Source organism: Nostoc sp. (assembly GCF_036917135.1).
Taxonomy (GTDB): Bacteria; Cyanobacteriota; Cyanobacteriia; order Cyanobacteriales; family Nostocaceae; genus Nostoc.
Window position 1 is genome coordinate 17,864 of sequence record NZ_JBALEA010000007.1, and the last position, 23,364, is coordinate 41,227.

19 protein-coding genes are annotated in these 23,364 nt (G+C 40.6%); 3 read left to right on the plus strand and 16 right to left on the minus strand.

The window, feature by feature from the left end; genetic code table 11:
• Window positions 1-136: 136 nt before the first annotated feature.
• From V7K50_RS01405 to V7K50_RS01470, 14 genes are all read right to left on the minus strand, one after another.
• Window positions 137-2,365, minus strand: coding sequence for a GumC family protein (locus V7K50_RS01405; RefSeq protein ID WP_334956542.1), 2,229 nt, complete (start codon window positions 2,363-2,365; stop codon window positions 137-139).
• A gap of 147 nt (window positions 2,366-2,512) precedes the next feature.
• Window positions 2,513-3,613, minus strand: a complete 1,101-nt coding sequence (locus tag V7K50_RS01410) for a glycosyltransferase (protein WP_334956544.1) — start codon at window positions 3,611-3,613, stop codon at window positions 2,513-2,515.
• Window positions 3,614-3,910: 297 nt separating this feature from the next.
• On the minus strand, window positions 3,911-5,224 hold the full coding sequence (locus tag V7K50_RS01415) for an NAD(P)H-dependent oxidoreductase (RefSeq protein ID WP_334956546.1): 1,314 nt from the start codon (window positions 5,222-5,224) through the stop codon (window positions 3,911-3,913).
• A gap of 243 nt (window positions 5,225-5,467) precedes the next feature.
• Window positions 5,468-6,706 carry a glycosyltransferase gene (locus V7K50_RS01420; protein ID WP_334956548.1) on the minus strand — a complete coding sequence of 413 codons (1,239 nt, stop codon included), beginning with the start codon at window positions 6,704-6,706 and terminating at the stop codon, window positions 5,468-5,470.
• Between the two features lie 204 nt (window positions 6,707-6,910).
• Complete coding sequence (rfbC, locus tag V7K50_RS01425; protein ID WP_334956550.1) at window positions 6,911-7,468, minus strand: dTDP-4-dehydrorhamnose 3,5-epimerase; 558 nt, start codon at window positions 7,466-7,468, stop codon at window positions 6,911-6,913.
• Between the two features lie 190 nt (window positions 7,469-7,658).
• A complete protein-coding gene (locus V7K50_RS01430) occupies window positions 7,659-8,510 on the minus strand; it encodes a phytanoyl-CoA dioxygenase (protein ID WP_334956552.1) in 852 nt (283 codons plus the stop codon).
• A 50-nt stretch (window positions 8,511-8,560) separates the two neighbouring features.
• The gene (locus V7K50_RS01435) at window positions 8,561-9,568 is read right to left on the minus strand and encodes a glycosyltransferase family 2 protein (RefSeq protein ID WP_334956555.1); all 1,008 of its coding nucleotides are present in this window, start codon (window positions 9,566-9,568) and stop codon (window positions 8,561-8,563) included.
• Window positions 9,569-9,725: 157 nt separating this feature from the next.
• On the minus strand, window positions 9,726-10,994 hold the full coding sequence (locus V7K50_RS01440) for a class I SAM-dependent methyltransferase (protein ID WP_334956557.1): 1,269 nt from the start codon (window positions 10,992-10,994) through the stop codon (window positions 9,726-9,728).
• Between the two features lie 201 nt (window positions 10,995-11,195).
• Window positions 11,196-12,224, minus strand: coding sequence for an NAD-dependent epimerase/dehydratase family protein (locus V7K50_RS01445; protein ID WP_334956559.1), 1,029 nt, complete (start codon window positions 12,222-12,224; stop codon window positions 11,196-11,198).
• A 572-nt stretch (window positions 12,225-12,796) separates the two neighbouring features.
• Window positions 12,797-14,011, minus strand: a complete 1,215-nt coding sequence (gene lhgO / locus V7K50_RS01450) for an L-2-hydroxyglutarate oxidase (protein WP_334956561.1) — start codon at window positions 14,009-14,011, stop codon at window positions 12,797-12,799.
• A 130-nt stretch (window positions 14,012-14,141) separates the two neighbouring features.
• Window positions 14,142-14,915, minus strand: a complete 774-nt coding sequence (gene rfbF / locus V7K50_RS01455; RefSeq protein ID WP_334956563.1) for a glucose-1-phosphate cytidylyltransferase — start codon at window positions 14,913-14,915, stop codon at window positions 14,142-14,144.
• A 678-nt stretch (window positions 14,916-15,593) separates the two neighbouring features.
• Entirely contained in the window at window positions 15,594-17,762 is a 2,169-nt protein-coding gene (locus V7K50_RS01460) for a tetratricopeptide repeat protein (protein WP_334956565.1), read from the minus strand.
• Between the two features lie 56 nt (window positions 17,763-17,818).
• Entirely contained in the window at window positions 17,819-18,601 is a 783-nt protein-coding gene (locus V7K50_RS01465) for a PP2C family serine/threonine-protein phosphatase (RefSeq protein WP_334956567.1), read from the minus strand.
• A 49-nt stretch (window positions 18,602-18,650) separates the two neighbouring features.
• Window positions 18,651-19,325, minus strand: coding sequence for a vWA domain-containing protein (locus V7K50_RS01470; RefSeq protein ID WP_334956569.1), 675 nt, complete (start codon window positions 19,323-19,325; stop codon window positions 18,651-18,653).
• 758 nt (window positions 19,326-20,083) lie between these two features.
• On the opposite strand from V7K50_RS01470, the gene V7K50_RS01475 reads away from it, so the two are divergent.
• Genes V7K50_RS01475 through V7K50_RS01485 form a run of 3 tightly spaced genes read left to right on the plus strand, consistent with a single transcriptional unit; the run spans window position 20,084 to window position 22,112 of the window.
• Window positions 20,084-21,469 (plus strand): response regulator, encoded by a 1,386-nt coding sequence (locus tag V7K50_RS01475; RefSeq protein ID WP_334956570.1) that lies wholly within the window; start codon window positions 20,084-20,086, stop codon window positions 21,467-21,469.
• 47 nt (window positions 21,470-21,516) lie between these two features.
• On the plus strand, window positions 21,517-21,879 hold the full coding sequence (locus V7K50_RS01480) for a response regulator transcription factor (RefSeq protein WP_334956572.1): 363 nt from the start codon (window positions 21,517-21,519) through the stop codon (window positions 21,877-21,879).
• 32 nt (window positions 21,880-21,911) lie between these two features.
• On the plus strand, window positions 21,912-22,112 hold the full coding sequence (locus V7K50_RS01485) for a type II toxin-antitoxin system VapB family antitoxin (protein WP_334956574.1): 201 nt from the start codon (window positions 21,912-21,914) through the stop codon (window positions 22,110-22,112).
• A gap of 243 nt (window positions 22,113-22,355) precedes the next feature.
• Here the strand turns inward: V7K50_RS01485 and V7K50_RS01490 are convergent, their stop codons facing one another.
• Window positions 22,356-22,760, minus strand: a complete 405-nt coding sequence (locus V7K50_RS01490) for a type II toxin-antitoxin system VapC family toxin (RefSeq protein WP_334956576.1) — start codon at window positions 22,758-22,760, stop codon at window positions 22,356-22,358.
• Window positions 22,757-22,996 (minus strand): type II toxin-antitoxin system Phd/YefM family antitoxin, encoded by a 240-nt coding sequence (locus tag V7K50_RS01495; RefSeq protein WP_334890572.1) that lies wholly within the window; start codon window positions 22,994-22,996, stop codon window positions 22,757-22,759. Before V7K50_RS01495 ends, V7K50_RS01490 begins: the two co-directional genes overlap by 4 nt.
• Between the last annotated feature and the right edge of the window lie 368 nt (window positions 22,997-23,364).

A 23,364-nucleotide genomic window follows, 5' to 3' on the forward strand; every position in this document is an offset into this window, starting at 1 on the left:
ATGCGCCTCATTGGGGCTGCCGCCTCCCTGACTCGCGGCAGAGCCGCAATAAACAGCATTTCCACCTAGGGGCTAGAAACCAAAAAGATCCCCGACTTCTCTAAGAAGTGGGGGATCTTTCATCTTGCCGTATTAGTTATTTTTCCACACCTTGACGCAAAGCTAATTGCTGTTGTTTGATATAAGGTACGTAATTGCTACTAGAGTTTGATACCCCATTAGCTACAACCCCAATCAGATTTAACTTACTTAACATCGCTGTCGCTTGAGTCAATTGACTTCGCGTGACAATACCAATGCTTGCCACCATGACCACGCTACGACAAGATGATGCAGTAAGCATGGCATCCACCAAGCCGAGAACTGGGGGAGCATCTATCAGTATCAAATCATAGTTTTCCTCAAATGCTGCCATTAATTGCATCATCCGAGGCGAACTCAACAGATTCGCTGGGTCAGCAGGTTTGGGGCCAGCAGTCAAAATGTCAATGTAGGCGGAACCTGAGTATTGAAGACTAATTTGGTTGGGTAGAGTTGCATCACTCGCCAGTAGAGTTGAAAGCCCCTGTTCATTAGGAAGATTCAGTTGTTCGTGCAGACTAGGATCGCGTAAGTTGGCATCAATTAGCAACACCTTTTTGTGTAAACGGGCTGCACTCATTGCCAAACCCAAAGCCAAAGCTGATTTACCCTCATCGGCTAAAGCCGAAGTAATCATCAAAGATTTCAAGCTTGTAACAGTATTTAAAAGTTCAATGTTTTTGTAAATCAGATCCAGCGATTCCCAACGCGGTGGAGATTGTAATACCTGAATTGTCCAGGGAGCAAGAACTTCTGGCTTGCCAAAAGGCAATTTGATCATTGATTCTTTGGGTTTGGCTGGCGGTAATTTGGGGGTTGTTCCCAACAACGGTATAGCCATTTGCTTCTCTAATTCCGCAGTGGTATGAACTGCATCATCAGCCGATTCCCGAATAAAGGCAGCAATACCTCCTAACATAAACCCAACCACTCCACCTAACAGCAAGTTCTGTTGAAGATTGGGGCCTAATTGTGCGCCTTTTTGGGGATCTTCTACCACTTCCCAATTAAATCCACCCTTGGAAAGTTCTTGCCGCAATTGTTGCTCTGCTCTTAAAAGCTGCTCTAATCTTTCACGACTAAATTGCAACTGCGGTAGCATCCGATTGTAATAAGCTAACAGAGGCGGGAAGCGTTTAATTTCAAGACGCAGTTCGTTTTCTTTCTGAGCCAAAGTTTGATCGCGAGCAGTTAAAGCAACTATATTTGTCTGCGTTTCTACTAGCTGACCAGCAAGACTAAGATCAATTTGCCCAAGCTGTCCTCGTTCGAGAAGAGAATCTCCAGAAGTGAATCCCCCAGGAGATTGTCCGCCTAAAGTTCTTCCTACCTCTTGTTGCAATAACTCCTTCTGGCTCTGAAGCTGTTCTTTGAGTTTTTGCACACCGGGAGTTTCATCTGTAAAGCGTAAGCGTTCCTGTGCTAGTGCTAGTTCGCTTTTTTGGATTTCGTTTAGTAAGCCTTGATAGCGAGTAGATTGACTCAGACGAGAAGCAACTAGAGCATTTTGGGGAGAACGGTTAAGTTGTTCTTCCAAAGACTTTTGGCGTGCCAAAGCTTCCTCATATTGAGAACGAGTTGTCTGTCGTTCTTGGGCAATAGTATTCAAACCTGTCTCAATCGCTTTCGCCTGTGACTCTGGATCAATTAAGTTCTGATTTCTACGAAACCTTTGTAAATTTGTCTCAGCCGCGTTTACTTCTTCACTGGCTTTACTTAACTGTTCCCTGATAATTTGCAGACCTTTTTGTAAACGCGAATTCTGCTGTTCTTTGTTATATTCCACATAAACTTGTCGAATTGCACCGAGAACTTTTTGGGTCTTTTCTGGATCTCCGGCAGTGTATTCAACTTGAAAGATTTTAGTAGCGACATTATCTTCTTTGCTTCTTAATTGAGTTAAGACCAAAGAAGCTTTAATTTCAGATGTACTTATATCTGGATAGTCAGACTGAAGTTTTTCAACTGCTTTTTGGATGAGTCCCGAACTTTGCATCAAGTTAAGCTGGGTTGCAGTATCTATAACTACATTAGAGTCTGTAAACTGGTTGTCTACCCCAGCACCTTCTGTCTTACCTTGATAGTTAGGTTCTACTAGCAGTTGCATTGAACTTTTATAAGTAGGTTTCGTCTTAAAAGTTACTACGCCTGCAAGAGCTATAGAAGTAATTAATACTGCTAAAAACCAAGGGAATCTCCGTATGAATACGGCAAACAATTGTCCATACCCTAGTTCACTTTCAGCAGTTGGAGTTATATGAGGATTTAGACTAGCTTGAACCACTTTTATTATCCTTGTCTTTTCTACGAAAGGCTATGCCAACGAGATTTACGCTAAGAGATTATCCGAAGAATACCTATTTTTTTACTAACTACCAAGAAGGAGAGAGAAAATAAATAGGTAATCTTATGTTGAGAAGAGATTAACAAATCAAATGAATAATTGATTCACGCCACAAGCCTGATTAATGATTTGCTCAACCTTACCAAAGAAGGCATTCTCTGAAAAGTTTGCTACTGCATGATTACGGATGCGATCGTAATCCCAAGAAATGCCATTGGCTTCTAGTAATGCAACTTGTAATGATTCCGGTGTTTGCCTTTTGAAAAAGACTCCTGTTTCACCTGGTATTTGAGTATCTAATACTCCACCTGCTCCATAAGCGATGACTGGTGTACCACTAGCATTAGCCTCTACTGGAACTAAACCGTAGTCTTCTAAGGCTGCGACAATAATAGACTTGGCTTTGGAAAACAAGTCTTTGCGGGTTCTATCACTTACGTGTCCCAAGAACTCAATATTTTGTAATGCTTTGGATTTTAAGCGTGCAAGTTCAGGCCCGTCACCTGATATTAATAACCGCCACCCTAGCCAGTTAAAAGCTTCGACTATTATATCAAGTCGCTTATAACTGATCATCCGAGCGGAGGCAAGATAATATTCATCTTTTATATCTGAAAAAAGAAATTTACTAGTATCAATTGGATAGTTAACCATCATTGCCTTTTTGCCATAAATAGTTTCAATTCGGCGGGCAACAACACTCGAATTAGCAATGTAAAGGTCAGGTTCCTGTGCATATTTCAGGTCTACCTTTCTCATTACTTGGAATACTTGTTCAATTAAAGGAGCAAAATATCTGTAGTCTCCGTACTCTCTTAAATAAGTTGCTGTATCCCATAAGAAACGGGTGACATTATGGCAAAAACAAATGTGGTGAGCATTAGGGTTTTTTCGCACTGCTTTAGCAAAGCTGGTGCTACTGCTAATAATTAAATCGTAGTCTTGTAAATCTAAGGCTCGAAAGGCAGGAAAATATAGAGGAGCCATCGACCTGAAATATTTTGCTGCACCAGGAATCTTTTGTAAAAAGGTTGTGTTGACTATGCGATCGCCTAAGTCAATAGTTTTTTGGGGATCGTACAAAGATGTGAAAATATCTGCTTCGGGATAGCGTCTACAAAGCAGTTCAAACACACGCTCTGCCCCACCTCGCTGGGTTAAATAATCATGGACTAGAGCAATTTTCATGAATTTGACCTAAAGTTTCGATCAGGTTTGTTTCAACGCTCCCCAGCAAGTTACTATCAACAACTTTAGTGTCCCGCAGTATAGCTTCCTATCCTCTTAACGAAATTCTTGCGACAAATATGTAGTTAAATCGGCGGTTAGAAACCGCGTCTACACAGGCAAAACCCACCTCCGTGGGTTTCAAACCCTAAATTTTGCCTTAGTCCGCACAGGCGGACTTTGCTTGTGTAGCCGCGTTCGCCCCTGGCGTGCCGGAGGCATTATTCTATTCGCCTTGGCTCTACTTTGGAACCGATATTATCCAACTGCTACTAAGATTTTTTCTGGAGCGAAATAGGTGTTTTGCTCAGTTCGGAGTTGGTCGCAAAGTCTGCCTTCAGGTAGTTCTACATCCTCATAAGTGAGGACTTGATCTTTAGAAATATCTCGTTTGAGGCGACACCCTTCTGCTAAACCCATTGGTAGAAGATTTTGCTGTTGGACGATATCGGAATTTTCACATTGTCCGTAGGTCATGTAGTAGCCTATGCCGTCTAAGGTTTCTCCTGCTTTCAGGTCGATTTTGGCGGTGGTGACAACATCTACTAGCGGGCCTGCTAGTGGAGACATAACGGCGTCACCGAATAGGACAGCACGCGCTACGGACAAGGGAACTTCAAAATGACAGAGGTGATAAGGAGTATAGAAGCTGTAAAGAGGGCCTTCGCCTAATTTGTATAAGTTGAGATAGTGGCGTTGCTTGGGGTCGTCGTGTGTAGCAAATACATATACGCCTGGGCCGGGTTTGGCTCCAACTACATAATCGACAATGCCGCCTAGTTTTTTGAGTTGTTCAACATCATATAACTGGGTCATTTCATCGACAGAACCGTTGAAGTCATATCCTAGCATTCCCCGTTTGGCGACTTTCATGCCTGTGGCATTGGCAACGATCGCTTGCTCGAAGGAAATTTTGGTTCCGTCGGCGAAGCTAGCCACCATGTGGGGCTTTTGACCCCAACGTTTAGCAAATCCTTCCTGGGTGGTGGGATTGCGATAGGGATCTTGAAGTCCTTTAATGTTACCGCATAATAAGGGAGTTAAACCAATGCTTTTGACAAAGCGGTAAAGGTTCATTTGTACCCCTGGCTGATCGCCATCACAAGCGCTGAGAATGACGCCTGCTTTGTCGGCATACACTTTCAGGATGGGTCCAATGGTGCCGTCGAGTTCAGCATTCATCATGATCACATGCTTGCAATGGGCGATCGCTTCCATAACGATGTGAGCGCCAAATTCCACTGCACCTGTGACTTCGATTAAAGCATCGATGCCTTCAGCTCGACACAGTAACTTAGCGTCTTCTGTGACTGCATATTTACCGTTAGCGATCGCATCTTCTAATTCGCTGACAGTTGCAACAACTTGAATATCTTCAATTCCTGCTTCCGAATAAGCTTGTTTAGCTGCATCAATCTGACGATTGGAGATAGCAACTAACTCCATTCCTGGCACTGAATTGACAATTTGGTTGGCAATTCCTCGACCCATGAAACCAGCACCAATCATTCCCACCTTAATAGGATTTCCTGCTGCTGCACGGGCTTGTAAGGCGCGATCGATAATAATCATGAACTAAACTCCTTTTTGGAACTGTTTATTTGGATACAAATTCTCGATATTTTTGTACTTAATAATTTGTTACAGCTAAATTTTAAGTACATTTTCATGGGGAATTGCTGGATCGTCTACATGAGACTTTACCAACCTTTTCTTGCGGAATGCTACGCGAACGTGGGTTAAGAACCCTTAATTTTGTATTAGTCCACGGAGGTGGACGAGAGTTTGTGTAGCCGCGATTTCTAATCGCCAAGGCTAATTACTAACTAGCTGTTTGCTAGATGCTATAGCAGCAGTCTGTTTTTTCTGGCTGTGATTTTCGATAATTTGCTCCACAGCATTTCTGTAGGCTTGAGCAAACTTTTCTTTGGTATGATTTGCTCTTGCATATTCCCATGCCTTAAGAGACATCAGTTTTAGGTCTTCAACAGGCAAATTGGAAATACTTATAACTTTCGCCTTAATTTCTTCAAGGGAAAGATTATCGAAAATCACACCAAAATCGTGAACATCTACACCAGATTCGTAACTTAAAATCGGGATGAGTCCAGCTTGTAAGCTAGTTATTACTGCTCCCGCCTGTCCCTCAGAAACGGAAGGATAAACAAGTCCCAAACAATTATTTGTAACCTTTAAAAACTCAGGGCTGCTAACATCAATCCAACCATAGGTGTGGATGTTTGGTGTTTCGTATAGTTCTTTATAGAAAGCTTGCTCAAATTCTTTGTCGTTACTTATCGGTCCACAAACTGTTAAATGGTATTCCGGCATTTGGGCAAAGGCATCTAAAACTAAGTCTAATCCTTTGAGAACTAAAGCACTACCACCAAACCAGAGAAAATTCTTTCTTACCGCTTCAAAGTCTTTTTCGTCAGGAGAGGGATAAACGAATGACGAAGAAATGGGAATGCGATACATTGGTTTGTTCGCATATTTGAATGTATCAACTGTGAAATTGTTGCCCAATACCGTAGCGTAATCGGCATATTCAATTCCTAAGTTAGGCGTTTCAAATCGCTGTGGACGTAAGGTAATTCCTCGGCGTTGCTGAAGTTCTAGAAGTCTATTGCATTCAGCTGCATTGCGAAAAATCATATTAGCAATGTCAACGTGGAAAATCTTGATGCAATCTTTATTTAGTTTTGGTGCAAGCGCTTCTAGACGATGACGAATATCAATGAAAAATGCGTAGTCTTTTTGAGGAACGAATTTATCATTATGAAATTGGATGACATCAACGTTATAGCCCAGGTCTAAAAAAGTTTGGGCGATTAGTAGACATTCCCAGTTCCAACTCTGATCATTGGGGATAGGCTGACCTGGTTTTATAAGGAATGGTTCAATTCGATAAGAAAGAAGTACATTTCCTTTGGAAGGCTGTTTAGGCTTTAGGGAAACAACCTGTAAGGTCTTAGCATAATTGATGCGAGCTTGGACTTTTTGAGAGACGAAAGAGATAATATTGCCGACACGAGATAGAATATTATTTGACATTTACTTCTACCTAAATTAATTATTTTTGCGTCACGTAGAGGAGCCAGTATGTTGCGCGGGTTCCTACGGCATTCACTCATGGGGAAACCCCCTTCTCTGTTCGCGTAGCCTTCCGAAGGAAAGGCGCTAGCCTCTCCCTTTGAGAGAAGACCGCGCTGCCTCCGCGTTGTCCTAACTGGCATCGCGCAGATAAAGAACCTATATTTATCTGGAAGCTGTACCGCCAACAGTCATCATTCTCAACAAAGGCCAATTTAAATCTTTTTCAGATATTTCAGTCATATCTAGAGGCCACTCAATGTTAAAGAATGGGTCGTCATAGCGTAAACCTCTCTCATACCCTGGCGTGTAAAATTCACCTACTTGATACACAACTTCAGTCTCATCTGTGAGTGCTTGATAACCGTGAGCAAACATTTCTGGAACATACAAAGCACGGCGATTTTCTGGGGTTAGTTCTACACCAATATGTGATAGAAAGCTAGGAGATTCAGGACGCATATCAATAATTACGTCATAGATAGCGCCTTTAGTACAGCGAATTAATTTTGTTTCTGCGGCTGGGAGAACTTGATAGTGCATTCCCCGGATAGTGCCTTTTTTGTAGTTAAAAGACAGGTTACATTGAGCAACTGTTGGCTTTAATCCGTGTGCTTCAAATTCTTGAGCGCAGAAAGACCGAGCAAAAAAACCACGGTGGTCGGGCTTTTCTTCTAAATCAATAATGAATGCGTCTTTGAGTGCGGTTTCAGTGAAAATCATTTGATTGCTTTAAGATGAATGTTGAGTAAATAAATTAAACGAACCGCAGAGGCGCAGAGAGACGAGAGTTTGAGAGATATTTTGTGTCATGAATCTAGAAATTTCATCGGGTGTAACTCCTTTCTTTCTCTTCCTCTGTGTTCTCTGCGCCTCTGCGGTTAATTAAATTAGATATTCTTTCGGCGCGTTTTTAAGTCGAAGCTTTAATTGCATCTGATGCAGAACGTAACTCTACTCTGGGATAAGTATCATCCCAATATTGGGTGCAGAGGTCTGGTCTTTCGGGAGGGTTAGCGGTGTAACAAAAGAATAGCGCTGACCGGTCTTTTGTGCGGACTGTACCGTGATGCAGAGCATTTTTTGTATCTACAATAATGACTGTACCTGCTGGGCCTGGGCAGGATTTCCAAGCTGATTTGGGGATGACTGATTTTACTTGTTCATCATCGATACCCATATAGCCGGACTTCCAAAGTTTGTAGAAAAGCTGAATATAATTCCAACTAAATAAAGGAGTTAAAGATCGGGGAATGTATTCAAAAGGCCCAGTTTTTTCTTCTACATCATTCAAGTAAATGAAGATTTTGATAATGCGGCGATCTTCGGCATCGCTATGCCATAGCAGCGTCCCAAACTGATGTTTATTATTGAAATCTTTGCGTAAATGTACACCGTGGAAAGCAATGGGAAGACCAATATAATTTTCGATGATATTAAGAAGTCTTTTTTCCATTCCCCAGGCATAAAATTCTGGTAAACCTGTAACTGTGGAAATTTGTGGCAATTTCTCATCTAGATGGTCGTTGTTGGGATTTTCCATCTGAGACAATTGATGGTGTGCAGCTTTGAGTAGTTCGGAGCTAGAGTTTAACCCTAAATCTGCCAGTGTTGTGACGTAAACACCATTTTTTTTGAGAGCATTGAGGATCTTGCGATCGCGTCCTTCCAATGCTGGCAGATTTCTGCTATGCTTCCAAAGAGCTAGGTAATATTCAAAGTCAGAAGACAGTGTATATATTTTGCGTTTAATTGCATCAAACATTTCGTACATCCCCTCTATTTGTAATGTATATTTATCAGTAATTTAGTAAGTTAGGGCTTATAGCTCTGTATTTCGTGAGTAGAGATTTCCCTTGATTCTGCTAACCTGAGTTCTTTAGAAAGCATCACATCAAAAGCACACAAACTGACTAAAGCCAAAAATGGAACTACTGTCTTGATGGCGGACATTGGCCATCTTCTTAAAGCACCTAAGAAAACTTTTAAGTTGACTTCTTTACCGTTCTGCAAAAGCATCCGCCTACAAAACTGCTTAGAATATCCACTCTGCTCCAATTTCAAAATCACTTCGGGTATGTGTTTGTATTGCATTAATAGTGCAGATTTTGGCTCTTTCTGCCAATAACTCACACCAACAACACATTCCAAATAAGTCTCTTTAGTGACGATTACACTCCCATTAGCAGCACAATATCCGGCTAAATATGCTAAAGATATCCAGTTGTTCTCAGCATCTCGCCAACTTTTTAGAGCGCGTTTTACTAAATCAGTGCGGTAGATTGTAGCAGTGAGAAAAATGACTGCACCGACACTTTTGGAGAAACAATGCTCAAATATAGCTTTACCATCACCATCACCATCTTCACTATCAATATCAAACCAGCGATTACCAACTATTGTTGGTGGATGAACTGGTTCACCAGTAATTTGGTTTCGACCGGAAAAATTGAGGAACATTAATGATAAATCTTCATGATTCTTGAGTTTGCTAATCACATAAGCAATGGCTCTATCTTGAATTGGATCATCATCACCAATTGTCCAAACATATTTTGTCGTTGTAGAATTTAGGCAATACATGATATTCTTGACAACGCCTAAATTCTGAGAATTTCTATTTGACTTGAATATAATATTGCTAAGTGTTATTTGCCATTTTTGGATCACCTCCTGAGTATTGTCTGTAGAACAATTATCAGAAACTAAAATTTCACAATCATCTTCAAAACCTTTTATAGCTTGAGCTAGCCATGCTAACTGTTTATCAAGTAACTCAGCACGATTATAAGTCGGTATAGCAATGGTCAGTAATTTATGCATGGCAAGAAAGAGTAATTAAATTGGTATATGAGTAGTTATTGCCAACAAATCGTACACTTTAGCTGAAGTTAATCCGCCATTTAATTACTCTTTAAATATTGTCTATCATTCAAATAGTTATTAGTAATTAGAGGCGTTTTTTGCTCCTATTTAGTACTTACGACGCTATTAGAAGCCGATCAGGAACAGAACAAGGATAAATTTTTACTTCAGGAATTGGCACTACAAACTGTCCACCCCATTGACCAATAAATGCCATTTGTTCCATAATTTCTTCCTTGAGATTCCAAGGTAAAATTAGGATATAATCTGGTTTGGTTTCGCGGATTTTATCTGGTTCAAAAATGGGAATATGAGTTCCAGGTAAGAATAAGCCCTGCTTGTAGGGATTACAATCTACTGTGTAATCGATAAAATCTTTCCCAATTCCACAGTAATTGAGCAATGTATTGCCTTTGGCTGGTGCGCCATAACCAGCAATTGATTTACCTTCTGCTTTAGCCGTCAAGAGAAAATTTAATAGCTTGTGCTTTGTTTCTTTGGCTTTTTCTCCAAATGTAATATAAGTCTCTATCTGATGCAGTCCAGCAGCAATTTCTTTTGCTTTTAAATAGCTAACTCGTTCGCTGGTGCTAGGATGATCAGCATGATCGTGTTTGGCATAAATTCTGAGTGAGCCGCCATGAGTTGATAATTCCTCTACGTCAAAAAGTTGCAATTTATGCGCTGCAAAAATTTTTTCGATAGTCAGGAATGAAAAGTAAGAAAAATGCTCATGATAAATCGTATCAAACTGATTTTCTTGAATGAGTTGTAAAATGTGAGGAAACTCCATCGTCAAAATGCCATTGGGTTTGAGGATGAGTTTCATCCCAGCGATGAAATCATTTAGATCCGGTACATGAGCTAAAACATTATTACCTATCAAAAGGTCAGCCAGTTTTCCTTGTATCACGAGTTCTTTAGCAGTTTGAACTCCAAAAAACTTGTTGATACTAGGAATACCTCTGTCTTCGGCTACCTTGGCGATATTTGCAGCTGGTTCTATTCCTAAAACTGGGATTCCTTTTTCTAAAAAATATTGCAGTAAGTAGCCGTCATTACTGGCAATTTCAATAACTTGATTATGATGATTAAAGTTAAACTTTTCTACCATCATATCGGTGTAAGCTTTAGCGTGTTTTAGCCAACTTACCGAGTAGGAAGAAAAGTAAGCATAGTCACTAAAAATGTGATCTGGAGTTTCAAACTGTTCTAATTGAACTAGGAGAGTGTCTTCAGAAACATAAGCGTGGAGAGGATAAAATTTTTCGGCATTGTTTAGCTGTTCCGCCCGAAGATAAGCATTAGCTAAAGGTGACATTCCTAGATCAATAAAGGTTTGATGCAGAGGTTGACCACTGAAACGACATTTTGCGATCGCCATAAATTTCAACTCACTGATTGCAAATAATTTGATGGATGAAATAAGTCAGAATCAAATATTATTTTCTTCGGAACTTTTGAGGTTATTAGTGTGTAATTTTTGATTTAATATATTAGCAGGTTGCACCTTATTACTAAAGTTAAAACTACCAACAAATCCGATAATTAAATTATCTATTTACACACTAATAGCCAACTCTAGCTATTTTTTATTCCAGAAGAAATCTTTGTCAATTTGCTCGGTACGAATCAGATACTCTAGCTGCTTTAAGCGGGTAAATCCTCTAAATAAGAAGGTATCTTCAGCCATGTGTATTTGACTGAATAAATCAAATAGCTGCTGGGCGCCAAGTCGGGCATTCCAATCACACTTAAATCCGGGTAGAATTGTGTTGATTTTCTCGAAGGAGACCCGATAGCTGCGGTTATCTCCGCCATTGTCACCAAAGGACAATTTACAATCTGGGAAAATGTCAGCAATAATTTCCGCGATTTCTCTAACGCGATAGTTGTTTGCTGTATCTCCCACATTAAAGATTTGGTTATGTACAATGTCTCGCGGTGCTTCTAAAGTGCAGACTATGGCTTTGCAAATATCCAATGCGTGGACTAATGGCCGCCAAGGTGTACCATCACTGGTCATTTTGATTTGTTTGCTAGTCCATGCCAACCCTGCTAAGTTGTTTAAAACAATATCAAAGCGCATTCGAGGAGAAGCACCAAAGGCTGTAGCATTCCGCATAAAGGTGGGAGAGAAGTCATCGTCAGCCAGTGGTCTGACATCTCTTTCTACGAGAGTTTTGCACTCTGCATAGGCTGTTTGGGGGTTAATTGGGGATTGTTCTGTGACATCGCCTGCGGTAGCAACACCATAGACGCTGCACGAAGACATATATACGAAGCGACGTACACCCATAGCCTTAGCTAGACTAGCTAGACGAACTGAACCTACATGATTAATTTCGTAGGTAATATTTGGTGCCAATTGTCCGGCGGGGTCGTTGGAGAGTTCCGCCATGTGAACTATTGCTTCGATACCTTCCAAATCATCAGGGGTGATGTTGCGAATATCTTTGTTGAGGGTTTTGGGTGTTACTCCACTAGGGTTGTACAGCCAACCAACTTTATAGAAACCAGTATCTAGACCAATAACTTCATGTCCCCGTTCGATTAACAGAGGCGGTAATAATGAACCAAGATAGCCTTCTGTTCCAGTTACTAATATTTTCATTGTGGTTAATGCCTTTGTATTGATGAGTTAAATTAGGGGCGAACATCTGTGCGCCCTACTGGGTGTTGCATCCAAGAGAGAACCGCTATATTTTTCGTTTGTATGCAAGCAAATAACCTCTCTCCAAACCTCTCTCCTAAGAGGAGAGAGGCTTTGAATCTTGCTTCCCAACGCTAGTAGGGAAGGAGTTGGGGGTTAGGTCATTGGACTCAACCCAGAAGCGCTATATATAACTCGGCTAACAGTCCTGACATAGTTTGCCGACTTATATTATGTCCGCTTGATTACTTATTAAACCCGGAGAACCCCACCCCGCCAAAGCTGTGCTTTGTCTCCCCTCCCCGCCTGCGGGGAGGGGTTGGGGGTGGGGTTCTTTTATTATGGGTAATTTGGCGGACATGATATTACCCATTAGGTAGCAGCACTCTATAGCGGTTCTTAATTGATGCACTACACTTTTTTCTTGTGAGATGGGTATCTTACCCGTCCCTTGTATTTCCAGGCTGGAAAAGATGCCCACTATACAAGATTCATCCTTTTATTCAGCAGCCCGGAAGTAATAACTATGATATCTATGCAGTTACTACAGTATCTAGGTGCGAAAGTTGGGGAATTTGCGCCACAAGCGCTTTGCCGATTTCTAGAGAAGATGTGGCAGCCGGAGAAGGAGCATTGCAAACATGAATGGAGTTTTGACCGGAAACAATCAAAAAGTCGTCTACAAGCTTGCCATCGTTCATTAAGGCTTGAGCGCGAACTCCTGCATGGGTGGGAACTAAGTCTTCTGCTTGAATTTCGGGAATTAGTTTTTGCAAACTTCTGGTGAAGGCTGCTTTACTAAAGGAACGAATGATTTCTTGGATACCTTCAGGGGCGTGTTTGGCTGCTAATTTCCAGAAACCAGGATAGGTGACGACTTCGAGAAAATCCCGTAGGTCAAAGTCAGTTTTTTTGTAACCTTCGCGTTTGAGTGATAAAACGGCGTTTGGCCCTGCATGGACGCTACCATCAATCATCCGGGTAAAGTGGACACCCAGGAAGGGGAAATCTGGATTGGGTACTGGGTAGATTAGGGTTTTGACCAGATAGCGTTTTTCTGGGGTCAGTTCGTAGTATTCTCCCCGGAATGGGACAATTTTGGCTTGGGGTTCAACTTGACCTAGTTTGGCGGTGCGATCGCTATGCAATCCAGTACAATTAATTACAAAGCGGGTTTCAAAGTTACCCTTGTTTGTTTGCAGTACCTGATTTTTACCACTTGGGGAGATTTTCAGAACTTTGGTATTGAGGTGTAAATCCCCACCCTGCTGTTGAATTAGCTGGGCATATTTTAAACAAACTTGTTTGTAATTAACAATACCAGTTGAGAATACCCGAAGCCCACCTACACATTTTACGTGAGGCTCAATTTCCTTGACTTCTTCGGGGCTGATTCTCTTGACTTCTATGCCATTGTCTAAGCCGCGTTTGTAGAGATTTTCTAAGCGTGGTAGCTCTTGCTCTTCAGTTGCAACAATTACTTTACCACAAACTTCATGGTCAATTCCATGCTCTTGGCAAAATTCTACCATTGAGCGAGAACCATCACGACAAAATTTAGCTTTGAAACTCCCTGGCTTGTAATAAATACCAGAATGAATCACCCCGCTATTATTGCCCGTTTGGTGAAATGCCCATTGACTCTCTTTTTCGAGTACTAAAATCCGCGCATTAGGATAGCGTTTTCCTAAAGCCAATGCTGTAGAGAGTCCAACTATTCCCCCACCTATAATCGCAAAATCATACATTAGTATTATCGCACTTCAATTTACAGTAAATCTATAAAGTTATTTGGGATTGGGTACTGGGTAAGAAAATATCAGTAAGATTTGGTTTGGATGTGAATCTTCATTCAAATCTTCCCAGTCCCCAGTCCCCTTACCACACCTGCCAAGGAGCTTGATTATTTTTCCACAGCCCTTCGAGATAGTTTTTATCGCGTAAAGTATCCATTGGTTGCCAAAATCCATCATGTTTGAAAGCAGATAGTTGTTCCATATCAGCTAGCTTTTCTAATGGCTCTTGCTCCCACACCGTAGAGTCATCAGCAATTAAGTTGATTACTTGTGGTTCTAAGACAAAATAACCGCCATTAATCCAAGCTCCATCACCTTCGGGTTTTTCCCGAAAGCTGGTGATTTTAGTTTGCTCATATCCTAAAGAAATGGCACCAAAACGTCCGGCTGGCTGAACGGCTGTGAGTGTTCCTAAGCTATTTTGTTGTTTATGAAACTTAACTAGCTCTGTAATATTAATATTACTGACACCATCACCATAAGTAAAGCAAAAAGTCTCATTACCAAGATGTTCGCTGATTCGCTTTAAGCGTCCGCCTGTCATTGTATTATCACCCGTATTTACTAAGGTGACACGCCAGGGTTCAGCATATCCAGAATGCACGTTCATCTGGTTGAATCGCATATCAAAGGTTACATCTGACATGTGTAAGAAGTAGTTAGCAAAATACTCTTTAATTATGTAACCTTTGTAACCACAACAAATGATGAAGTCATTAATGCCGTGGGCAGAGTAAGTTTTCATTATGTGCCAAAGAATTGGCTTACCACCAATTTCAACCATCGGCTTTGGTCTGATACTAGTTTCTTCACTGAGGCGTGTACCAAGACCTCCAGCCAAAATCACCGCTTTCATGCAATTACCTCGGAGATTTGTAGGGATATGATTATTTGAGCGTGCCAATTTTAGATTTTGGTGAAGCAGCGCAGTCTTCTCGCAAAGGGAGAGGCTAGCGCCTTTCCTTCGGAACGCCTAGCGTCTCGTAGAGAAGAAAGGAAATCTAAAATCCAAAACTGTTTAGCTTTATCGATATAAAGAGGATGCACTTAGGTAGAGAAAAATTGATTTCTGTTTTTCTTTTCTCAGTCAATAATCTAACTGTAATTTCCGGCAAAATTATAAAGGAAATATAAATTAAAATCTTTTCTATATAAAAGCTCTATGAATATCTATAAACAGCAAAATAAATTACCTAATTAAATAAAAATATCAACAATAAAATAACTAGGGTTAGCGACCGCTAATCCTAGTCAGGCTTGATTTTTTCAATCAAAACCAATCTTATGGTAATAACAAAATTTACTTGTTCATGACTTATATCATGTCCGTATAAATAGTTATGATTCCCACACTCATTGCACCCTTCCCCGCTCTTCGGAGGGGAGACAAAGCGTAGCTTTGGCGGGGTGGGGTTCTTCGGGTTTAATAAGTAATCAAGCGGACATGATATTACGCAAACAATACTTATTTTCAGTTATGGGAAATTGATGAATTGCCCCAGAGCGCGTATAGTTTTGCGTAAGTATTATTTTTTTAGTTAGTTTTTTCTCCATTAATTGGGCCTTGGAATAAAGGGTCACATTTGTTTTCTACGACTACGCATAAGTTACTGAGTGCTTGCTGATAATTATCCATGTCACCTTGCTCAAGAAAGATTTTGATAGATGACTGTATATCTTCGACAGATTTCGTCTGGTTTTTGTTAGATTCACTACCGCCATATTGCGCCAGTTCATAGCGAACCATGCCTCGTTTAAGATATGCTTTTGCTAGTCTGGGACTTAGGGTTAATGCTTGGTTAAAGTCAGCGATCGCTAGATTATATTCCTGCTCATAATTGCTGCTATATTGAGCAATTTGATAATAGACAATACCCCTCTGAAAGTAAGCTTCTGCTTGGGATATATTAAGTTTTATGGCGTGACTAAAATCTGCGATCGCACTTTTGTAAGCTTGTTGAGATTCACCACTATATTTAGCCATTTGGGTGCGGACAATCCCCCGTCTGATATAAGCTTCAACTTCATTCTTATCCAGACCGATAGCACGATTATAGTCAGCGATCGCTAGGTTATATTCGTGATCAGGATCGTTGCTATATTCAGCAAGCATATAGCGGGCATTACCCCGATTCACAAGAGCTTTGATTTGATTGGGCTGGATTTTCAGAGCTTGGCTATAATCTGTAACTGCTCCTTCGTAGTCTTTTAGGTTATAGCGGGCATTGCCACGATTTACAATCGCTCTGGCTTGTGTGGGTTCTTGTTCAATTGCTTGGGTGAAGTTGACGATTGCTTTGTCATAGTCTCGATCTTTGTAAGCAGTATAGCCTTGCTGATAGGAATCAGCGAAGCTGATTTTGTCATTTGTCCGAGGAGACTTGAATGTTTGTTGGGTGTAAGCGTTTTGGGAAACTAACGGCTGAGTAAATTTAATCATTACGTCTGCATATCCCAATAAACCAAAACCCAACAAGCAAAAAAGAATCGGGTACAATTTTGACTTCTTGGAAGGTTTATAATATGAACCACTGGGAGTCATTAGTGGCTGCCAATAATTAGCTAGCTGCTGCGACATGGCTCGCTGTGGAAAACGCGGTGTCTGGGTGTAGTGCTTTCTCGATTTGATTCGTGGTTGTAGATGTTCTCTAGCTTCAATAGCCCGATGTGATGGAAAGGGGTCGCGTCCACCTAATCGCACGGTACGTTCACACCACGGACAGCTACGTATATGGTTGTTGTAGCGATGCTGGGGATTTGTGGTACAGGTAATCAGAGAATCTTCGGCTTCAGCTATTGCTGAGAGCCAAGTTTGGGCATTGGGGCGCAGCCGTGGGTTGTTGTGACCCTCTTCAAAACAACGGATAAATAGTTCCTGTAAGCTGGGATGGAGAATTTCCCAAGGGGGTGCAATGGGTGTCGGTAAGTAAGGTACGTAACGCTTTTGGCTGTAAGTGAAATGACCGGATACAATGCGTGCTTCGTAAGGTGGTGGCTCAATAGAGCCTTGAAAAATCCCCGAAAATGGGTGGGTGCCTTCCATTAAGAGTTGAAATATTAGCACCGCTAACCCAAATAAATCGTGAGAGATTTCGCGATCGTGCTGGGCAAAAGTTTTATTCTGTAGTTCTGGGGGAGTAAACTCTGGTTTACCTACTAGGCAGCGATAAACGATATTGTTGTTTGGGCTGGGTACTTGGAAAGAGTCTGTGTCTATTAAAGTCACCAGTGCGGTATCACTGACGAGGATATTTGACTCGTTCACATCACCAATACAATATCCACTAGTATGCAAAGCGGCAAAAGCCGCCGCCAGGTTACGAGCCGTGCGGAGCAGGTACTGATAGTTGAATAGGGGGCAGTGTTGGCGACGGGTTCTGGGGTTGTAAAAGTCGATGATTGGACGCATCCCCTGAATACGTGGCATCAAAAAGCCCAGGACGCTATTTTTACCATCTGCCGCCCGTAATAAATCCTCTGGCCAAGCAATAGAGATATGCCCCAAACTAGCCGTAGGGTTTTCTGGCGGGTTGGCTAGCATCGCCTGGAGTTTATCAGCATGGGCAGTGGTTGGCTTGTGGTAAATCTTCGCCACCAAGTTGCTATCGGATGGCACTGCATAAACGCAAGCTTCACCGCCACGCCCCAAACTGACATTGAGGCTAAGGATTTCTTTTCTAGGGAAACAACGTAGTACCTGCATAATGAAATTACCGCTAACGGGAGTTATTTGAGATGTGAAACCTGTAGATTTATTGCTTACGAGTTGTTGAATGCGGCTATAATGAGTGTTAAGTCATCATCAGTGCGTTGCGTAATCCGCTCTGAGCGTAAAAATTTTACCAACTGCTCCTTTGCTTCGGTTTTATCTTCGGTATTGGCGACAAATTCAAACAGTGGAAAAAAGAAGGGTTTGTGAGGTTCGCCAACAACCATATTCAAGGCGAGCATTTGTAGTCCGTCGGTAATAATACCAACATTTACTATGTCTGTACGCCATAATCTCATCTGCGCTGTATCTAAGGCAGTAGGCGAAGTTAAAAAAGTGGTTTCGTTGATGTATTCGCCGCTATCAGGCATAGTCAGTGCAAGGAGGTTGCCCGTGCTATCTTTTGCCACTGCCAAACCATCACCTATCTGTACAACAGCCACAACTTCTGGTGTGGCCACCATCACAATTAAGGTCGTTGCTAAATCTTGAGGCTGTTTGTCACAAGTAGCCGCCTCAGCCTCCACAGCTTTTTTGGCGGCTAGTATGGCATCATTTAAGAGCGATCGCACTAATGCATCATCACTCAAAGTTTTTCGAGTTATGCCAATGGTTGAAATGTTTTCTATTGCTGTCTCCACAGCAATCATCGCTCCCACTTTACCAAGACTTGCAGAACCCGCGCCATCTGCTGCGGCAGCCACTAAAACATTATCTGACAATATCTGCCAGTGATGAGCATCCTGACATAACTGCTTATTTTTTAAGTGACTTGTACCACATACAGACGCAGCCACAATCCGCCATTGAGCAATCTGTTTTGATATGTTCATAGATTTTTTACAGCAGCTAGCTGTGTAAACATCAAGCTGCGATTTTTAATTAAACAGTCCCCCAACCAATGGGCGGTAATGCTACCTGTTCGTCCATCTGCGAATGAGAAACAGCTGACATACTAGTTGACAACCAGACAAACATCTCAATGAAGTTTAATCCTTTGAGCTTCAAGGGAGTACGCACAGTTATTTGATTTAAACGCGTCATATTCGCATTTTCTACACCGACTGTAAAAAATGCAACGCGTTTATTCGCTTCATCTCCCTGTAGGCGCTGGGCTGCTTGCTCGACAATATTTTCTAATTCGCCTTGCGGTTCTCCATCGGTAATCATAAATACCCAAGGACGATAGTAAGCAATCCCATTCGCCCGATACTGAGATTTCCGATCTTGAATTATGTCCAGAGCTTTATGAATTCCTGCGCCCATCGTAGTCAAGCCCTGTGCTGTCAAAATCGGCGGATTGAATTGATCGGCAGTCACAAAATCTTGTACTACATTGATATTACTATCAAAAGTCACGATCGCCACTTCCACCCGTCTTGCCGCTAATGGATTTTTGACTAATTCATCCTTCAAGCTTAGTAAACCTTGATTTAAAGCCTCAATCGGATCACCTTGCATCGAGCCAGATGTGTCTAGTAAAAGTACACAAGGACAACGTGGTTCTGGGTTCTCAGCAAATTCTACTACTTCATCAAGTCTTAATGTATCGTGCATAACTTTTTGTGTTATGTTAAAGTCCAAAACCTTATTTCCCTTTGCTCACAGTATATAATTCCCGTAATCTCGCCGATTACAGAATATAGTATCTAGTGGTAGATGCTCTAATCTTTATTAAACAAATTATTTTCATGAAGTTCTCTATATATTTAAGAAGAACTTGAGTACAGTTTAGTTTAGCAAAAAAGAGTTTATCAAAACCCAGTATTACCTGTTGTAATGTATCTACCAAAAATTTATATCCCTTAAAACTACAGTACAATAAATACGTAACCTTTCCTAGATAAGTTCTTAAAGATTTTATGTAGAAGAATCGTTCCTTTATATAAAAGTAATTAACCATAATTAAGATCATTAGCTCTGGAAGTATACCACTGTAGCGGTGCGAACTTTTAATCAAACTTGCCTTTGGAAGTGAGTGGACATAAATATACGTCATGATTAAGGTCTTCAGTCAAGAGTTGGCAGTAGCGAGTAAAATCCACAAGTAAACAACATCTACTGATAGTCTAGCTATGATAAATATTTACCTTTATTCATACCCACCTACTTAATTTTTTGAGATAAATTAAGTAGAACGCGCTAAAGTATAACGAATGAGTTATAAAACTTACAACTTTTAATATATATATACACATATCTTAAAAGAAATAATTTTTGCCCAGAGAAAAATTACAAAGAAGAAAATACCTTCATAGCTGATATTTTAAATCTACTAATGTTCGGTTGTTGATTCCGTAAAAAACTTAAAAAATATGAATAACTCAGGTGCATTCACCAAACTACGTCCTCTAAGTTTGTTAAGACAGTTATCCAATTGCTCTGACAGTACTTGTTTACAAGCATTGAGCAACTCAGTTTCTTGGTCGATGTACCTAGAACATGGCAAAATAACCTATGCTACCCATTCAGTGGAACCTTTTGATCGACTAGAACGGCATTTGCGTCGCCTCAGCTACCAAATTCCACTGCTTACCAGTGAGGTTCGGGTTCAAGTAAGGCTGATGTTTGAACCTGACTCACAGAGTCGGCTAATCGAAGATGACAGCAATTCGAGAAGCTACCCTCCTGAGTATCAGGCTATATCCTGGCTTGTTAGTCAACAACATCTACATTCTACACAAGCAGCAGTGCTGGTTAAAGAATTAGTTAAAGAGGTGATTGAATCATTTTTGCTGATCAAAGAAGGTAGTTATGAATTAACAGAACCACTTGATGAAATGCCAAAATTTTGCAATCTAAATGTAGAAAAAATTTTAGAACATTGCCAAGTAAGATTACGAAATTGGCAGGATTTTGTTCCCCAAATTTCTTCTCCATATCAACGTCCATATCTGTTGATTGACAGTAAATTTGATAACCAATACTTACCAAACCTCCAGCCAGATTTAACGAACTGGATGAGAGGTTTCAGTCTGTGTCATCTGGCTGCAATTTTGAATCAAGATGAAATCCAACTGGCTAGCAATTTATACCCTTACATTCTTAAGGGGGGGATTATCTTGCATGAGCCTGATCCACCTTATGATAAATTACCAAAGATTTTTGAAGAGCAATCGCTTTTCTCAAAATTAATTCCAGAGTTAATTGACACCAAAAAAGAATTAAATACCACCGTCAACTCAAGCCCGAACATTTCTGAAGAGAATATAGCACCTGTTCAGCGATTACCACAGATTTATACTCTTCCAAAAGAGAACTTTCAAGAACCAACAATATTAAATAACATAAACTCTGCTTCCCAAAGCGTAACGGCTGCTACTGTAACGGTACAAAAAGTCCACAAAATTGTTTCTGTAGATGATAGTCCCACAATTCTTAAAGAAATTAGCTATTTCTTAGAAAATGAAAATTTTTCTGTCGTGACTATCAACGATCCACTAAAAGCTGTTTTGTCAATTATAAGGCACAAACCCGACTTAATTTTGTTGGATTTAAATATGCTAGGAATTGATGGTTATGAGTTGTGTCGGATTATACGAAATAATTCCATATTTCAGAAGACTCCCATCATCTTTGTCACTGGGAGTAAAGCAATTGTAGACAAAGTAAAAGCGAAATTAGTCGGCGCGTCTGGATATCTGACGAAGCCGTTTACCCGCGCCGAATTACTGAAAATAGTTTTCATGCATTTGGCTTAAATTAACTGTAAAATATAACGACTTTGAGCTTGTGAGGATGAATCAATATGGCTACAGTTTTAGTTGTCGAAGATGCTCCTTCTCAGTTGGAGTTAATCAATTGTTTTTTAAAAGACAGTGGACACACGGTAATTAAAGCTTATGATGCCAAAGATGGCATGAGTAAGGCAATAAATCACCAGCCAGATGCAATTATTACTGATGTGGTAATGCCAGAAATTAGCGGCTTTGAATTTTGTCGCCAATTGAAAAGAAATCCAGCGACTCAAAAAGTACCAATTATTATTTGTAGTTCTAAAAATCAGCCGATTGACCGGATTTGGGGAATGCGACAAGGTGCAAATGTTTATTTAACTAAGCCTTTTACGAAACAGCAATTAATAAATGCTCTTAAATCTCTTGTGGAGTGAAAGAGGTAATTCGTAATTAGAAGAATCTGTACATGGCTACTAATCTAGAAATTGACGAAAACTTAATTAAAGAGGCTCTCCAACTTGGTGGTCATCCAACTAAGGATGCCGTTGTTGAAGAGGCATTGCGAGAGTATGTGCAACGTCGAAAGCAACTGAAAATTCTGGAGCTATTTGGCACGATTGAATACGAAGATGATTATGATTACAAGCAACAGCGCCGCAGTGGATGAAATTCATTGTTGATACTTCAGTCTGGTCTTTAGCTCTCAGAGGATGTTTTAAAAGCCCTGGCGACTAAAAGTCGCGGCTATACAGACAAAACCCAACAAACCTCGCAAAATGTTGGGTTTCGTTCCTCAACCCAACCTACACATTATTTTAATCTCATACATCGCACCTAACAACCTAACAGATTATATAGCGCTTCTCGTTTGGACGCACAACGGATAACTTTACTTCTCAAGACAATATATTTATTGTCTGATTCCGAAATCACTAGAAAATAATGGCACATCATAAAGTTTAAATATCTGGTCTATAGAAATTAGCGTTAAACCTTCTACTAAAGCTTGAGAAATTAGCATTCGGTCAAAGGGATCTTTATGATGTAGAGGTAAAGTATTTAAATTTAGAACATGGGCAGGGATTACTGACAAAAAAGAGATCCCATTTTTACTTTGGCTGTCGTAGATGTCTTCTAACGATTGACTAAGGGTGAGCTTCCCTAGCTGACTCTTAATTTGTATTTCCCACAAACTAACAACACTGACATATAGTTTTGTGTCCGTTCGTTCTAGCAAACTTAAAATATTTGGTGATAACTTCTCAGGCTCACTGTCCCACCAAATAAAAATATGAGTATCTAATAAAACCTTCATAAACCCCAAAAAGAATCTGGTAAAGGCTCATCAAAATCATCACTCATTACCATAGAGCCACGATTTAAACCCGCTTTGGGAACTACAGGCTGTTCTTGGGGTTGAGACAAAGGCAAAACCCTTGCCCAAGGGACACCCTGCCGAGTTAGCGTCACTTCAACATGATTTTGGATATCTGACAATAAATCAGCTAAATTATCCGATAAGTCAGCAATATCGAAAGTTTTTGATGACATTTTTATTTATGCCCTACTCATTACCAGCATTATAATAGGAGTCCTAAATCAATTGCTCACAGCAAAAAACTGGGCTTGTTGAGAACAGAGAAAAAACAAGCCCATGTTACGCTTCAAACTAAAAATTACGTCATGCTGTTTGTTGGTTACTATATATAGCGGTTCCCATTCAGATGCAGTACAAGGTTACATCACGAGGTGTAAGGGCACGGCATTGCCGTGCCCCTACGGGTGTACTCAGATAAAGTATTTAATTAGTCAAGTATTGGGGACTATAGGACTCCTATTTGATTTCTGAACAAGACTGCGAAATAATACGTAAATGTATACAAGTCTAATAAGCAACGATGATAAGTCCGCATTTAGCA

Excerpts from the sequence above, each read along its gene's own strand:
- V7K50_RS01410 (WP_334956544.1), bottom strand. The coding sequence starts at position 3,613 with ATGAAAATTGCTCTAGTCCATGATTATTTAACCCAGCGAGGTGGGGCA.
- V7K50_RS01415 (WP_334956546.1), bottom strand. The coding sequence starts at position 5,224 with ATGATTATTATCGATCGCGCCTTACAAGCCCGTGCAGCAGCAGGAAAT.
- V7K50_RS01420 (WP_334956548.1), bottom strand. The coding sequence starts at position 6,706 with ATGTCAAATAATATTCTATCTCGTGTCGGCAATATTATCTCTTTCGTC.
- rfbC (WP_334956550.1), bottom strand. The coding sequence starts at position 7,468 with ATGATTTTCACTGAAACCGCACTCAAAGACGCATTCATTATTGATTTA.
- V7K50_RS01430 (WP_334956552.1), bottom strand. The coding sequence starts at position 8,510 with ATGTTTGATGCAATTAAACGCAAAATATATACACTGTCTTCTGACTTT.
- V7K50_RS01435 (WP_334956555.1), bottom strand. The coding sequence starts at position 9,568 with ATGCATAAATTACTGACCATTGCTATACCGACTTATAATCGTGCTGAG.
- V7K50_RS01440 (WP_334956557.1), bottom strand. The coding sequence starts at position 10,994 with ATGGCGATCGCAAAATGTCGTTTCAGTGGTCAACCTCTGCATCAAACC.
- V7K50_RS01445 (WP_334956559.1), bottom strand. The coding sequence starts at position 12,224 with ATGAAAATATTAGTAACTGGAACAGAAGGCTATCTTGGTTCATTATTA.
- lhgO (WP_334956561.1), bottom strand. The coding sequence starts at position 14,011 with ATGTATGATTTTGCGATTATAGGTGGGGGAATAGTTGGACTCTCTACA.
- rfbF (WP_334956563.1), bottom strand. The coding sequence starts at position 14,915 with ATGAAAGCGGTGATTTTGGCTGGAGGTCTTGGTACACGCCTCAGTGAA.
- V7K50_RS01460 (WP_334956565.1), bottom strand. The coding sequence starts at position 17,762 with ATGCAGGTACTACGTTGTTTCCCTAGAAAAGAAATCCTTAGCCTCAAT.
- V7K50_RS01465 (WP_334956567.1), bottom strand. The coding sequence starts at position 18,601 with ATGAACATATCAAAACAGATTGCTCAATGGCGGATTGTGGCTGCGTCT.
- V7K50_RS01470 (WP_334956569.1), bottom strand. The coding sequence starts at position 19,325 with ATGCACGATACATTAAGACTTGATGAAGTAGTAGAATTTGCTGAGAAC.
- V7K50_RS01475 (WP_334956570.1), top strand. The coding sequence starts at position 20,084 with ATGAATAACTCAGGTGCATTCACCAAACTACGTCCTCTAAGTTTGTTA.
- V7K50_RS01480 (WP_334956572.1), top strand. The coding sequence starts at position 21,517 with ATGGCTACAGTTTTAGTTGTCGAAGATGCTCCTTCTCAGTTGGAGTTA.
- V7K50_RS01485 (WP_334956574.1), top strand. The coding sequence starts at position 21,912 with ATGGCTACTAATCTAGAAATTGACGAAAACTTAATTAAAGAGGCTCTC.
- V7K50_RS01490 (WP_334956576.1), bottom strand. The coding sequence starts at position 22,760 with ATGAAGGTTTTATTAGATACTCATATTTTTATTTGGTGGGACAGTGAG.
- V7K50_RS01495 (WP_334890572.1), bottom strand. The coding sequence starts at position 22,996 with ATGTCATCAAAAACTTTCGATATTGCTGACTTATCGGATAATTTAGCT.